A 13,895-nucleotide genomic window follows, 5' to 3' on the forward strand; every position below is an offset into this window, starting at 1 on the left:
CATCCTGCTCGGCCTGATCATCGCCATGGGCTGGCCGGTCAACAGCCTGTGGATCCTCGGCATGTTCCTGGCCATCGACCTGGTCTTCCAGGGCTGGAGCTTCATCGCCATCGGGCTGGCGCTGAAGCGCTAGACCCCTAGAAGCTGATCGCGGCGTCCAGTTCCGACAGGGGCCGGACGCCTGCAAGCAACGCCCTCGCCTCGGCCTCGTCGTTCTTCATCTGCGCCACCAGCGGATCGAGGCCATCGAACTTCAGCTCAGGGCGCAGGAAGCCGAAGAACGACACCTGGCAGGTCTCGCCATAGAGGTCGCCGGAGAAATCGAACACAAAGGTCTCCAGCAGCGGTGCGCCGTTGTCATCGACGGTCGGACGGCGGCCGAAGCTGGCGACGCCGTCATGGAGCGTGCCGTCGGCGCGGCGGAAGCGGACAGCGTAAATCCCTTCCCTGAGAGTAACTTCGGGGGAAAGCCTCATGTTGGCGGTCGGGAAGCCAAGCGTGCGGCCGAGGCGCTGGCCGCCGATCACCTCGCTCTCGACGGTGTAGCGGTAGCCGAGCAGGCCGGCGGCCTCCTCGACCCTGCCGTCGCAGAGCAACCCCCGGATGCGGCTCGACGAGACCACCTCGGCGCCCTCGTCGCGGAAGGCGTCGACCAGCGTGACGCCGAAGCCATGGCGCTCGCCCGCCGCCATCAGGAAGGCTGGGCCGCCCTGGCGATCCTTGCCGAAATGGAAATCGAAGCCGGTGACGGCATGGCTGATGCCGAGGTTGCTTTCCAGCACGCCGGTGACGAATGCGTCGGCGGAGAGCGAAGCGAAATCGCGCGTGAACTGCTGCTCCACCAGGGCGGCGAAGCCCAGTTGCGTCAGCAGCCGCGCCTTCATCGGCGGCGGCGTCAGCACGAAGAGCGGCATTTCCGGCCTGAACACCTTGCGCGGATGCGGCTCGAAGGTGAGCACCAGCGCCGGCACGCCGCGTCGGCGGGCCTCGGCCAGCGCGCGCTCCAGCACCGACTGGTGGCCGCGGTGGACACCATCGAAATTGCCGATCGCCACGACCCCGCCGCGCAGGTGGGCGGGCAGCGGCGCGACCGCCGGGATGCGTTCGAAAGCTTGCGTCATGTCGAGGTGCCCGTCACGCTACCGGCCTATTGCAGACGCGGAATGACGGCGACCGGGCGATAGCCGTGCTTCTGAAGGAAGCCCGCCAGCCGCTCGCGGTCGGGCCGCAGCGGGTCGCCATAGTCGCGGGCATGGATACCGCCCGAGACGTAGAGCACGTCGAAGCCATTGTCGGAGGCGCCCTTGACGTCGGTCATCATGCCGTCGCCGATGGCGAGCACGGCAGAGCGCGCGACATCGTGGCCAAGCAGGCCGGCCAATTCTTTCATGGCAAGGTCGTAGATCGGCGCGAAGGGCTTGCCGGCAATCAGCGTGCGGCCGCCAAGCTGCGCGTAGTCGCGGGCAAGCGCGCCGGCGCACCAGATGGTGCGCTCGCCGCGCTCGACCAGGATGTCGGGGTTGGCGCAGATGAACGGCAGGTTGCGGGCGCGCAGCCGCTGCAGCAATTCGGCATAGTCGGCGGGCTTTTCGACTTCGTCGTCGAAGAGCCCGGTGCAAACGACGGCCGAGGCCTCGAATTCCTCGACCAGTTCAACGTCGAGGCCGTCATAAAGGGTGAAGTCGCGGTCCGGGCCGATGTGGAAGATTTTTCTCGACCCCTCGGCGATCAGGTCGCGGGTCACGTCACCGGAGGTGACAATGCGGTCATAGGCACCGGGCGGAACGCCGATGACCTTCATCTGCGCTGCCACGTCGGCGCTGCGGCGCGGCGAGTTGGTGATCAGCACGACCGGAACATTGGCCGCGCGCGCCTCTGCCAGCGCCTCGGCGGCAGCGGGAAAGTGCCATTCGCCATTGTGCACGACGCCCCATACGTCGCACAGGATGGCCGCGTAACGGCCCTTCAGCTCGGCCAGTGAAGCGATGATGTCGGGCGTGTCCGCCATGCCGTTTTCCCGATGCTGTTCCCAGGCATAGCCGAAGCCGCCATCCTTCAATCGGGAGGCCGGCCCGGCCGGTTCCGCATAACCGAACCGCCTCATCCTGTCACCAGCTTTCGCCACCGGAGGCTTGAGCGCAGCGTTCGACGGCATTGGGAATGCACATGGTTGATACACCGTCAAAAAGGCAGCGATATCTTAACCTTTCGAGCAAGCCGAAATTTAAGAATTTGTGACCATGGTTGTAGGCCTATTAGGACCATAGTCGTACAAATTACCTGGATCTTGGCGGGGGCTAAGAACAATGATCCGCAAATTTCTTCGCGACAGAGGGGGCAATTATGCCTTGGTCACTGCCATAACCTTGGTGCCGCTGATGGGCGCCGTGGCGCTTGCGGTCGACTACGCCGAGTTGGTGCGGCAGAAGCACGAAACGCTGAACGCGCTGGACGCAGCTGGCATCGCGACGGCACAACAGCTCGTCGCCGGCGCCACCGACGTTGAAGCAAAGGCCTTCGCCAAGGCTTTTTTCGAGGCCAATCTCAGGCACGTCCTGCCGTCCAACACGGCGCTGACGGTAACCCTACCCAACAATAATTTTGGTGGCGGCACGCTGAAGCTGCAGGCCAAGCTGAACTACCAGCCCTATTTCGTACCAGCTGCGGCACTGCTGCTCGGCAAGTCCGCCGGCTCGACCGACGTCGACATAGTCGCGACATCCGAAGTCCGGCTGAAGAACACGCTCGAAGTAGCGCTGGTGCTCGACAATTCCGGTTCGATGAGCCTCAACGGCTCGGGCACCGGGCAACAGCGTATAGCGCTCCTGAAGAAGGCAGCGACCGAGCTTGTGAACATGCTGGCCCTGCAGGCCGGACAGATGAGGCAGGTCGACAGGCCAGTGCAGTTCTCGCTGGTCCCGTTCTCCGCCTCGGTCAATGTCGGCCCGTCCAACAAGGACAAGGCCTGGATGGATCAGGACGGCATTTCGCCGATCCATCACGAGGATTTCGACTGGTCGCAGATGTACAAGAACGCATCCGGCTCTGATCCGAACAAATACATCGAGAAGGTTGGCAGCGCTTACTACAAGCGTGGCAGCGGCTGGGGCTCGGGCCAAAACACAGCGGCGACGCGCTTCAGCCTCTACGAAGACATCATGGCGACAACGCGCACGTGCTCGAAGCAGAACAGCAACGGCTCGTGCCAGACCTATACGAGCACGAACGCCCAGTATGAGGCCTGGGGCGGCTGCGTCGAGGCCAGGCCCTACCCCTACAATATCGACGACACGACGCCGACCTCGAGCAATCCCGCCACTCTCTTCGTGCCCATGTTCGCTCCCGACGAAGCGGGCAATCTCTGGACCGACGGAACACGCACGAGTACGACTTCGTGGGGCTACGGCAACAACTGGTGGATAGATTCAAGCGATAGCCTGACAGTGGCCAAGCGCCAGTCCGATATGCGGAAGTACTTTGTCACGAAGCCCTACACCGCATCGACCGTGCCATCCGAAGATGGGCCCAACGCAGGCTGCACGACCAGTCCGATCACACCCCTGCAGGACCTGACGACCACGGCCGGCAAGCAAACCATCATCAATGCCATCAACGCCATGGTGCCCACCGGCAATACCAACGTGCCGGAAGGAATGGCCTGGGGCTGGCGGACATTGTCCAGCAACGAACCCTTCGCCGACGGCAGGAACAACGGCGAAAAGGGCAACGACAAGATCGTCATCGTTCTGACGGACGGCGCCAACACGTACAGCTCCGTCAACGACGGCAGCTATGCCAAGAACAGATCGACCTACGCCGCATACGGATATACAGGCCTGACATACCCAGGGTCGGGCAGCGTGACCCGGTTGTTCATGAACACCAGTTCGGCCGTGGGCAAAACCACCTACACCGACTCCAACTACACCGCCGCATTGGATGAGCAAATGCAGGCGTTGTGCACCAATGCCAAAGCCAACAACATCATCGTCATGACGGTCTCGCTCGATCTCAGCGAAAGCAAGACCGCCGAAAAGAAGGCGATCACCGCGCTCAGCGCCTGCGCGTCCGACTCGCGCTTCCGCAAGGATCCGAAAGATCCGACCAAGCCAGCGAAGCTGTTCTGGAATTCGACCGGCGCCACATTGTCGGACGACTTCCAGGCGATCGGCAACGAATTGTCGAACCTGCGCATCGTCGGCTAACCGGTTAGGACACGACCCGAAAGCGCTTCGCCACCGGCAGGGGCCCTTTCACGGACAGGTCCGACGAGGCCGCCGGCTGGTTAGCGCCCGGTGAAGCCGTGAGGCCGCAATAGAGAGGTTTCGCAAACGCGGCCTTCAGCGTTTCATGAAACCATGGCGGCGATGAGAAGTCCGTGGACGGGGGTCCCTGAAAGATGCGCGAATTCTGCCGTCGATTTTTGCTCGACCGGCGTGGCAATTATGCCCTGATAACGGCATTCGCCATGGTGCCGCTGATGGGCGGCCTCGCCTTAGGCGTCGACTTCATCGAGCTCAACCGGCAGAAGCAGATGATACTCAGCGCGCTCGACTCCGCCAATCTCGCCACAGCGCGCCGATTGACCGAAGGCGCCACAGACGCCCAGCTCAAGGCTTACGCAGTCGAGTTCTTCAACGCCAGCCTGAACAATATCGATCCCGCCGATGTCGGCGTGAGCGTCACGCTGCCCACCAACACGTCCGGCGGTGGCGTGCTCAAGATGAGCGCGACGCTCAATTATCACCCCTATTTTCATCCGGCCGCCGCGCTGCTCGCCGGCGCATCCGACAGCGACGCGAATAAGCCGATCAAGCTCATGGTCAGCTCGCAGGTGCGGCTGAAGAACACGCTCGAAGTGGCGATGGTGCTCGATAATTCCGGCTCGATGAGCAACAAGGGGTCCGGCACCGGGCAAAAGCGCATCGACCTGCTCAAGCAGGCCGCCAAGCAGCTTGTCGACACGCTTGCCCAGCAGGCGTCGATGATCCAGCAGGTCGACAAGCCTGTGCAGTTCAGCCTCGTGCCCTTCGCCGCCTCCGTCAATGTCGGGCCGCAGAACGACAATGCGCCGTGGATGGACACCTACGGCCTTTCGCCGGTCCACCACGAGAATTTCGACTGGTCGACGCTCAACGCGGCCGACAAATATGCCCGGAAGATCAACGGCACCTGGTACAAGAAGGGCACCGGCTGGGGCCTCGAGGAAGGCCAGATGCTGACCCGCTTCGGGCTCTATCGCGACATGAAAGTGGTGACCAGCCACGAGCGCATCGTCGGCAGCAAGCGTGTCGTGTGCGACCAGTACCGGTCCAACAACACCTGCGCGAAGAGCCACGACGAATACGACTACAACGACACCTACGGCCCGTTCGCCAGCTGGCAGGGTTGCGTCGAGGTGCGGCCATATCCTTATAACATCGACGACACGCCGGCTTCCGCCGGCGATCCCGCCTCGCTGTTCGTGCCGATGTTCGCGCCGGACGAGCCCGGCAACCATTGGTATGTCACGCAGGATCCCAACGAGGCCGCGCCGAAAACCTACGGCGCCGCCAATAGCTGGTGGAACGACGATCCGTCGAGCAGCACGGGCAAGACGCGGCAATCCAACATGGCCAAGTATTTCATGGCGAGGCCAATGAATGCCCCCGTGCTGGCCGCGGGCGCCGGCCCGAACTACAGCTGCACCACCACGCCGATCACGCCGCTCACCGACGTGACCTCGGCGAACGGACTGGCGAGCCTCAAGGCGGCGATCGACCTGATGGCGCCCAACGGCAACACCAACGTCCCCGAAGGCTTGGCGTGGGGCTGGCGCACCGTCTCGAGCGGCGAGCCGTTCAGCGGCGGGCGGCCGGAAAGCGAGCGCGGCAACGACAAGGTCGTCATCGTGCTCACGGACGGCGAGAACACCTACTCGACGCTCAGCTCCGACCCGGCCGGCAACAAGTCGACCTACGCCGCCTACGGGTATACCGGCGTCAGCTACAATGGCGGCTCGACGACGCGCCTGTTCAGCGGCACATCGAGCGCGATCGGCCAGTTCAACTACTCGTCGAGCAACTACACGGCCGCGATGAACGAGCACATGGCGAAACTTTGCGACAACGCCAAGGCTGCCAACATCATGGTCATGACGGTGGCCCTCGACCTGTCCTCGACCGACGCCGGCGACAAGAAAGCGATGGACGCCTTGAGGGCCTGCTCGTCGGAATCGCGCTTCCGCAAGGACCCGAACGACCCGAGCAAGCCGGCCAAGCTGTTCTGGAACGCCACCGGCGCGACGCTCTCCGACAATTTCAAGGAGATCGCGAATGAGTTGTCGAACCTGCGCGTCGTTGGGTGACGATTCCCGCGTTGGAAGGGACAGCGCCGGCGCTGAAACTGCCGATCTCCCCCCTTGAGGGGGAGATGTCCGGCAGGACAGAGGGGGGTGCGACAGAACGCCAATCTCTGTCTTATTTCTCCTCCAAAGCTCGGCCGCCTGTGGGTGCAATCAGCTGAAACGCAGGCGGGACAGCACCCCCCCTCTGCCTTGCCAGGCATCTCCCCCTCAAGGGGGGAGATTGGCAGCTTCGTCGATCTCGCCCGCTGTCGTCGCTGGCGCAAGCATTCCCTTATGCAACCTCTTGCGGACGGCAGCACATGCGGTGAATGTTCCGCCACCACTGGAGCCATCGATGCCCGACGCCGCCAACCACCTCACCTTCGCGCTGATCTGTCTCGGCATGGTGCTGACGCCGGGGCCGAACATGATCTACCTGATCTCGCGCTCGCTGTCGCAAGGGCCGCGCGCCGGGCTGATTTCGCTGGGCGGCGTGGCGCTGGGCTTCCTGTTCTACGTGCTGTCGGCCGCTTTCGGCATCACGGCGCTGCTGCTTGCCGTGCCCTTCGCCTATGACGCACTGCGCTTTGCCGGCGCGCTCTACCTGCTGTGGCTTGCATGGCAGGCGTTGAGGCCCGGCGGGCGCTCGCCCTTCCAGGTGCGCGAGATGCCGAGGGACCGCCCGCGCAAACTATTCGTCATGGGCCTGATGACGAACCTTCTCAATCCGAAGGTGGCGGTGCTCTACCTTTCGCTCCTGCCGCAGTTCATCAACCCGGCCAAGAGCCATGTGCTGTCGCAGCTCCTGGTGCTCGGCTTCACGCAGATATCGATCAGCCTCACCGTCAACGCCATCATCGCAGTGACCGCAGGCTCCATCGCCACCTTCCTCGCCGGACGGCCGTTCTGGCTGGTCGTCCAGCGCTGGATGATGGGCACCGTGCTGACCGCGCTGGCGTTGCGGATGGCGACAGAGGCGCAAAGATAGGCTCAGGCCAGGCCGGCCCGAGCCTCAACGCACCCGATGCAATTTACATCGGCCGGCGGACGGGCCGGATCTGCTCCGGCTCGATCAGCTTGCGGTAGAGATGCCAGGTCGCGTGGCCGAGGACCGGCATGACGACTGCGAGGCCGGCAAACAGCGGGATCGAGCCGATCACCAGCAGCACCGCGACCGTCAGTCCCCAGAGCGCCATGGTCAACGGGTTGGCCGCCACGGCGCGCGCCGAGGTCTCGATGGCCGCAACGGCCCCGACATCGCGGTCGAGCAGCAGCGGGAAGGCGACGACCGTGGTCGCCAGCACGACGACCGCGAAGACAAAGCCGGCGGCATTGCCGGCCAGGATCAGCGTCCAGCCCTTGCTGGTGGTGAACACGTCACGCAGGAAGCTGCCGACCGATGCCGGCGGATCGGCGCCGAACAGGCTGGTGTAGATCGACTGCGCCGTGAACAGCCACAGCAGGAAGAGCACGAACAGGAGGATGCCGATGACAGCGATGGAGGGTAGCGCCGGCGAACGGCGAACATCGAACGCATGCCGCCAGTTGGTGTTCATGCCGAGCTCACGCCGGCGGCTGATCTCATAAAGGCCAATCGCGGCGAAGGGGCCGACCAGCGCGAAACCCGACATAAGCGGATAGACGAGCTGGATGGCGTTGGAGCCGGACGTCCACTGCGTCAGGATCAGGCCGACGATCGGGTAGATCAAGCACAGGAACACATAATGCGAAGGCTTGGCCCAGAAATCCTCGGCGCCGAGCTTCAAGGCATCCCAGAGATCCGACGTGGTGATGTGGCGCACCGTGGGCTGCACATGCATCCCCTGGGCGTCCGCCATAACATGAAAACCGGCCATTACCGTCCTCCGTTTTTATCCGGGGGCGGTCACCGCCTGGGGTGGCCGCCCGTGGCTGCCACTTCAACAACGCCGACATCATAGCCAATCTTCCGGCAAAAGTCGCCGCTTCACGGGATTTTCATCCGACGCCCGGCAAAAGCCATGATCGCGGGTATCAGAGGCCGGATGAGCATCTCCATCGCCCCAATCCGCCCGTCCAATCCCAACCGCCGCACGCTGCTCAAGGCCGGCGGCCTTGCGGCGCTTGCCGGCATCGCCGCCTGCAGCACCGTCTCGGTGCCGACGGGTGAAGGCGCGGGCGTCTCCTCCTCAGCCACGGCAACGCTCGCCGGCTTACGCGCCGCGGCCGGGCTGCCAGCGCTGGTTCCTGACACGCAGCTCGAGCAGGCCGCGCTGCAGCAGGCCGGCTACATGGCCTCGCGTGAGCACATGAGTCACACCACCGGCTGGGGCAAGGATTTTGCCTCGCGCATGAAGGATAATGGAGTGCACGGCGCCGCGGCCGAGAACATCGCCGCCGGCCGCTTCGACCAGCAGAAGCTTTTCGACATCTGGATGCATTCGGACGGCCACCGCCGCAACATGCTCGATCCGGACTTCAGCCGTTTCGGATTGGCCTATATGTGCGACGGCCGCGACCCAGCCCTGCGCTATTGGGCGCTGGTGCTCGGCCGTTGAGGCTAAAGAGCCGCCACATGCGGGCGGCTCGACCGATGACCTGGATCGTCAAGGAATGGCCGTGAAGGCCCTTATTTCACCGAGATGCTCAAGCCGCTGAGGTCGGCGTTGACCTGCAGGCCGACCTGTCTGCCGGTGAGCTCGAGCTGGGCGCCCTTGTCGTTGGTCATCACGATCACCTGGGCGCCTTTGCCGATGGCGCCGCCGCCGCCGGCGGCACCATATACGCCGGTCACATCGCTGGGCCGCCGAATGTGGCGAACGGTACCCTGGAAATAGGTCTTGGAGGCGCCGAAGGCGAGGCCGCCCGAGATGCCACCGATCGAGATGGGATAGCGGCGGCCATGGAAGGTGAGCGTGCCCTCGCCGCCGGAACCGCCGATGAAGAAGGCCGCCTTGTAGACGGAGAAGCGGACCGTGCCGCTGTCGGCATGCGCGGCGCCCGCAAGGCTTACGCCAGCGGCGGCGACGGCGGCAAAAGCAACGGAACGAAATCCGGACGAAATCTTCATGATGCAGCTCCTCAACTTCGCCGCTTCTCGAGTCGGCCAACCACGTTAGCGTGGCCTCGAAGAGGTGAACAGTCTCGCCCGACATTGGTTCCCGCAACACGGCGTGATTGCAGGGCGCAAAGACGGCGGCGTCGGTCCGTGCGGCTCAATCCATATGGGCTGCCGGCGCGCCGCCTGCCGGCGCCGTCTTCGGCTTGCGCAGCAGGATGACGAAGGGAATGGCGGCCAGCGTCATCACCATCAAGATTTTGAAGTCGTTGATGTAGGAGATCATCATCGCCTGGACGTTGACGGCCAGATCGACCTGCGACAGCGCGATCGGATCGCCGCTCGCCGCCGCCCGCGAGGCGGCCCAGAGGTTGGGATTGTACGGGTTGATGAAGGCGGACAGCTCGACATGGTTGATCTGCGTGTTGCGCACCATGAGCGCCGCCACGACCGACACGCCGATCGAGGAGCCGAGATTTCGGATCAGGCTGAACAGCGCGGTGGCGTCGGTGCGGTAGCGCGCGTCGAGCGTGGCGAAGGCGACCGTCGACAGCGGCACGAACACCATGCCCATGCCGAGACCCTGGATGACGCCCGACGACAGGATCAGCCAATTGTCCATCTGCGGCGTGAAACTCGCCATCGTGTAGAGCGATTGCGCCGTGAGCAGGAAGCCGAAAGCGACCAGGATGCGCGCATCGATCCTGTGCATGATGCGGCCGACGACCAGCATCGAGATCATCGTGCCGATGCCGCGCGGTCCCAGAACGACGCCGATGGTAACCGTCGGGTAGCCGAAGATGTTGGCGAGCATCGGCGGCAGAAGCGACATCGATGCCAGGATCAGCACGCCCATGACGAAGATGAAGCCCAGCCCGGTCACGAAATTGCGGTCGAGGAATATCTTCGGATCGATGAAGGGATGCTCGGCCGTCACGGTGTGGATGATGAACACCCAGAAGCCGGTGATCGACAAAGCGAGCTCGATCCAGATCTCGGCCGAGTTGAACCAGTCGACCTCGCCACCACGGTCGAGCAGGAGCTGCAGCGCGCCGACGCCCAGCGAGAGCATGGCGAAGCCGAAGAAGTCGAAGCCGCGCACGCGCTTGGCGACGACAGGCAGGTAAGCCGCCATGCCGAGGAGGGCGAGGATGCCGACCGGCAGGTTGATGAAGAACACCCAGCGCCAGTTGAAGTTCTCGGTGAGCCAGCCGCCGAGCGTCGGGCCCAGGATCGGCCCCAGCATGATGCCGGCGCCCCAGATGGCCATTGCCTGGCCATGGCGTTCCTTGGGATTGATGTCGAGCAGGAAGGTCTGCGACAGCGGCACGATGGCCGCGCCGAACACGCCCTGCAGCAGGCGGAACAGAACCATCGTCTCCAGGCTCCAGGCCAGGCCGCAGAGCATCGAGAAGATGGTGAAGCCGACGACGGCGACCAGGAACAGTTCCTTGCGGCCGATGCGGTCGGCGAGCCAGCCGGTGACCGGCGTCATGATGGCCGCCGCGACGATGTAGGAGGTCAGCACCCAGTTGATGTTGTCGGGCGAGGCGCCGAGGTCGCCGGTCATGGTCGGCAGCGCGACGTTGGCGATGGTGGTATCAAGCGCCTGCATGATCGTCGCCAGCATGAGCGCAACCGTGATCAGGCCGCGATGCGGCACTTCCTTGAAGGGTTCGGATGTGCTCATGATGCTGAACTTCCAGCAGGTAACAAAAACGTGTACATGGGGTTTCCGGGCGGCGAAGCTTCCGTTGAGAGACCTCGTCGCGGTGGGACGCGAGTGTCGATGTGGGGGTTACATCGACTGAAGTCTCGACTGGAGCGGATGCCTGCCGCCCGGAACCCTGAGGACCGAAGGGCCTGTGTCGAAAGGCTCTGGTTTCGATCAGGCCGGCATGCGGCCCGGTGCGAAAACCGCGATCCTTCCTACTCCTCCCCTCAGACCAAACCCTGCCGCTTCCGCCCGCCAGGTCCCACGCGGGCTTCCGCTTCCTTCTACTGCGCGCCCTCGCCCGCGTTGGCGTGGCCGAAGATCGACGGCAGCCCGCGCGCCACGCCGGTATCGACCGTGACCGAAGCGCTCATGCCGGTGCGCAGCGCCATCCTGGCGTCGGGATCGGTCAGTTCCAGGCGCACGGGGATGCGCTGCGTGACCTTGACCCAGTTGCCGGTGGCGTTCTGGGCGGGAAGCAGCGAGAACTCCGCGCCCGTGCCGGCGCCGATCGCCTTGACGGTCGCCTCGAAGGTCCGGCCCGGATAGGTGTCGACCACGATCTCGGCCTTCTGGCCCGGCTTCATGTGGGTAAGCTGCGTTTCCTTGAAATTGGCGTCGATCCAGATGTCGCCGGTCTCGACCAGCGCGAACAGCGGCGTGCCGACGGTGACATACTGGCCGGGCTTGAAGGACGCGGCCTGGTAGACCACGCCGTCGGCCGGCGCCGTGACGGTGGTCCGCGCCAGGTCGTAGGCGGCCTTGTCGCGCGCGGCCAGCGCCGACATCACCGAGGGATGCTGGTCGGTCTGGATGTCGGGATTACCGCCGAGCGCCGCCTTGGCGCTGACGATGCCCTGCCCGGCGACGGCCAGCTGCTGCTTGGCCTTGTCGAGGTCGTTGCGGGCCTGGTCGAGCGACGACTTGGCGTTGATGCCCTTCTGCGCGAGATCGGCGGCGCGGTCATACTGCGACTGCGCGAAGTCGACCTCGCTGCTGGCCGACTTTTCCTGCGCCATCGACTGGCTGTAGGCGGCGCGCAGCTGCTCGACATTGAGGCGCGCGGCGGCCACCGCCGCATCAGCCTGGGCGAGCGCGATGCGATAGGGCTCGGGGTCGATGACGAAGAGCAGGTCGCCCTGCTTGACCGCCTGGTTGTCGGCGATGCCGACCTTCACGATGCGGCCCGACGTGTCGGAGGCAATCGAAACCTTGGCCTGCTGCAGGTTGGCGTTCTCGGTTTCCTGGTAGCGCCCGCCGGTCACCCAGACATAGGCGCCGCCCACGGCGAGAGCCAGCGGCAGGGCGACCATCAGGAGGAAACGGCCGGAGCGCCGCTTCTTCGGAGCGGCCGGCGCCGGCAACGGCTCTGGGGCCACCGCGACCGGAGCGACCGCCGGCTGCGCCGGAGCTTCAGCGATCGGCTGCGCCGACGCGAGCTTCGTGACGTTCTCGTCTATCTTGGCTGCCGCGTTCATGCCGCCGCCCCTTCCTTGTTCTTTATCTTTTCGAGCGACGAGGCTTCGCCGTCCGTCAGATTCTGCACGATCGTGTCCAGCACCCGGATGAGTATGCGCCGTTCCTGCAGCGGCACGCCTGTCAGCGATTCCTCATAGACTTCGCCGGCGAGGCTCTTGACGTCGGCATAGGCGGCGCTCGCCTTCCCGGTCGGGAAGATCATGCGCACGCGCCGGTCGGCGGCGTCCTGGCGACGCTCGATCCAGCCGCCCTCCTCCATCCGGTCGACCAGGCGTGAAACGCTGATCGGCTCGATTTCGAGGAGTTCGGCAAGGCGCGCCTGCGTGATGCCCTCTTCCTTCGCCACGCGCACCATCAGGCGCCATTGCGCGGAAGACAAGCCGAGACCGCTGGCGCGCGCCTCGAAACGCTTGCGCATGAGACGCTGCACGTCGTGGATCAAAAATCCCAATCTGTCGATGCCATCTGAAACCATGAGCGATATATATAATAAGCGTGCTTACTATTCAAGCGGACATGTTGCTCCTGAAGCCGGCAAATCGGCATGGCAGCCTTGAAATGTTCGCATGGTCAATGCCCGGTGAAGGAACCTCGTGATCGCGAGCTCAAAGCTTGTTGCGCATCAGAAGCGTGACGACGAAGAAGGCGCCGAGCGAACTGGTGATGATGCCGATCGGCAGTTCCTGCGGCGGCAGCAGCGTGCGGGCCAGCAGATCGCTGGCCAGGAGGAGGATCGCGCCGAACAGCGCGCAGGCCAGGATCAGGCGCCAATGCAAGGGACCGGCAAGCGGGCGGCTGAGATGCGGGATCATCAGGCCGACGAAGCCGATGACGCCGGCCACCGCCACCAGGATCGCGGTGGCCAAGGCGGCGATGAAGAAGGTTGTCCGACGCATGCGCGCCACCGGCACACCGAGGCTTTCGGCGGCGCTTTCGCCGGCAAGGAAAGCATCGAAGCGGCGATGGTTCCACAGGCCGTAGAAGAGGATGATCGCGGCGCCCAGCGCCGCCAGACCGATATTGTCCCAACGGGCGAGGCCTAACCCGCCCATGGTCCAGAACAGCACCGAGTGGGCGGCGCGCTGGTCGCCGGCGAAGACCAGGTAGTTGGTCAGCGCGGTGAACAGGAAGGAGACGGCCAGGCCGGAGAGGATCAGCCTTTCAGGCCCCTGCCCCCTTACCCGCGAAACCAGCAGCAGCACGATCGCCGCGGCCAGCATGCCGCCGGTGAAGGCGGCGACCGGCAAGGTCCAGATGCCGAAGGTATCGCCGAAGACAGTGATGACGGAGACCGCGCCGGCCGCCGCGCCCGACGAGAGGCCGAACAGGAACGGATCGGC

Annotated in this window: 12 protein-coding genes and 1 pseudogene; 5 read left to right on the top strand and 8 right to left on the bottom strand. The window is 64.5% G+C overall.

What is annotated here, in order from left to right:
• Window positions 1–133 (top strand): annotated as a pseudogene (locus Q0L57_RS26580) (HdeD family acid-resistance protein); the annotation flags it as partial.
• A 4-nt stretch (window positions 134–137) separates the two neighbouring features.
• Here the strand turns inward: Q0L57_RS26580 and Q0L57_RS26585 are convergent.
• Together Q0L57_RS26585 and Q0L57_RS26590 are read right to left on the bottom strand one after the other, a co-directional pair.
• A complete protein-coding gene (locus tag Q0L57_RS26585) occupies window positions 138–1,121 on the bottom strand; it encodes a bifunctional riboflavin kinase/FAD synthetase (protein ID WP_296746052.1) in 984 nt (327 codons plus the stop codon).
• Between the two features lie 26 nt (window positions 1,122–1,147).
• The gene (locus Q0L57_RS26590) at window positions 1,148–2,008 is read right to left on the bottom strand and encodes a TIGR01459 family HAD-type hydrolase (RefSeq protein ID WP_296746064.1); all 861 of its coding nucleotides are present in this window, start codon (window positions 2,006–2,008) and stop codon (window positions 1,148–1,150) included.
• Window positions 2,009–2,306: 298 nt separating this feature from the next.
• Here Q0L57_RS26590 and Q0L57_RS26595 point away from each other — a divergent pair, with 298 nt between their 5' ends.
• The 3 genes from Q0L57_RS26595 to Q0L57_RS26605 all read left to right on the top strand — a co-directional run bounded on the left by Q0L57_RS26595 (window position 2,307) and on the right by Q0L57_RS26605 (window position 7,313).
• The gene (locus Q0L57_RS26595; RefSeq protein WP_296746053.1) at window positions 2,307–4,205 is read left to right on the top strand and encodes a pilus assembly protein; all 1,899 of its coding nucleotides are present in this window, start codon (window positions 2,307–2,309) and stop codon (window positions 4,203–4,205) included.
• A 194-nt stretch (window positions 4,206–4,399) separates the two neighbouring features.
• Entirely contained in the window at window positions 4,400–6,346 is a 1,947-nt protein-coding gene (locus tag Q0L57_RS26600) for a pilus assembly protein (protein ID WP_296746055.1), read from the top strand.
• A 334-nt stretch (window positions 6,347–6,680) separates the two neighbouring features.
• Window positions 6,681–7,313, top strand: a complete 633-nt coding sequence (locus Q0L57_RS26605; RefSeq protein ID WP_296746056.1) for a LysE family translocator — start codon at window positions 6,681–6,683, stop codon at window positions 7,311–7,313.
• Between the two features lie 43 nt (window positions 7,314–7,356).
• Here Q0L57_RS26605 and Q0L57_RS26610 read toward each other — a convergent pair whose 3' ends face one another.
• Complete coding sequence (locus tag Q0L57_RS26610; protein WP_296746057.1) at window positions 7,357–8,181, bottom strand: DUF2189 domain-containing protein; 825 nt, start codon at window positions 8,179–8,181, stop codon at window positions 7,357–7,359.
• 168 nt (window positions 8,182–8,349) lie between these two features.
• On the opposite strand from Q0L57_RS26610, the gene Q0L57_RS26615 reads away from it, so the two are divergent.
• A complete protein-coding gene (locus Q0L57_RS26615) occupies window positions 8,350–8,862 on the top strand; it encodes a CAP domain-containing protein (RefSeq protein WP_296746058.1) in 513 nt (170 codons plus the stop codon).
• A gap of 71 nt (window positions 8,863–8,933) precedes the next feature.
• Here Q0L57_RS26615 and Q0L57_RS26620 read toward each other — a convergent pair whose 3' ends face one another.
• The 5 genes from Q0L57_RS26620 to Q0L57_RS26640 all read right to left on the bottom strand — a co-directional run.
• Window positions 8,934–9,374: a hypothetical protein gene (locus Q0L57_RS26620; RefSeq protein WP_296746059.1), complete on the bottom strand. Its 441-nt coding sequence runs from the start codon at window positions 9,372–9,374 to the stop codon at window positions 8,934–8,936.
• Window positions 9,375–9,519: 145 nt separating this feature from the next.
• The gene (locus Q0L57_RS26625; RefSeq protein ID WP_296746060.1) at window positions 9,520–11,052 is read right to left on the bottom strand and encodes a DHA2 family efflux MFS transporter permease subunit; all 1,533 of its coding nucleotides are present in this window, start codon (window positions 11,050–11,052) and stop codon (window positions 9,520–9,522) included.
• A gap of 308 nt (window positions 11,053–11,360) precedes the next feature.
• Window positions 11,361–12,554: an HlyD family secretion protein gene (locus tag Q0L57_RS26630; protein WP_296746061.1), complete on the bottom strand. Its 1,194-nt coding sequence runs from the start codon at window positions 12,552–12,554 to the stop codon at window positions 11,361–11,363.
• Window positions 12,551–13,030 (bottom strand): MarR family transcriptional regulator, encoded by a 480-nt coding sequence (locus Q0L57_RS26635; protein ID WP_296746062.1) that lies wholly within the window; start codon window positions 13,028–13,030, stop codon window positions 12,551–12,553. The genes Q0L57_RS26630 and Q0L57_RS26635 overlap by 4 nt, the downstream gene beginning before the upstream one ends.
• Window positions 13,031–13,160: 130 nt before the next feature.
• On the bottom strand, window positions 13,161–13,895 hold a 735-nt coding region (locus Q0L57_RS26640; protein ID WP_296746063.1), incomplete at its 5' end, for an iron ABC transporter permease.

This window comes from Mesorhizobium sp. (assembly GCF_024509055.1).
GTDB lineage: Bacteria > Pseudomonadota > Alphaproteobacteria > Rhizobiales > Rhizobiaceae > Mesorhizobium.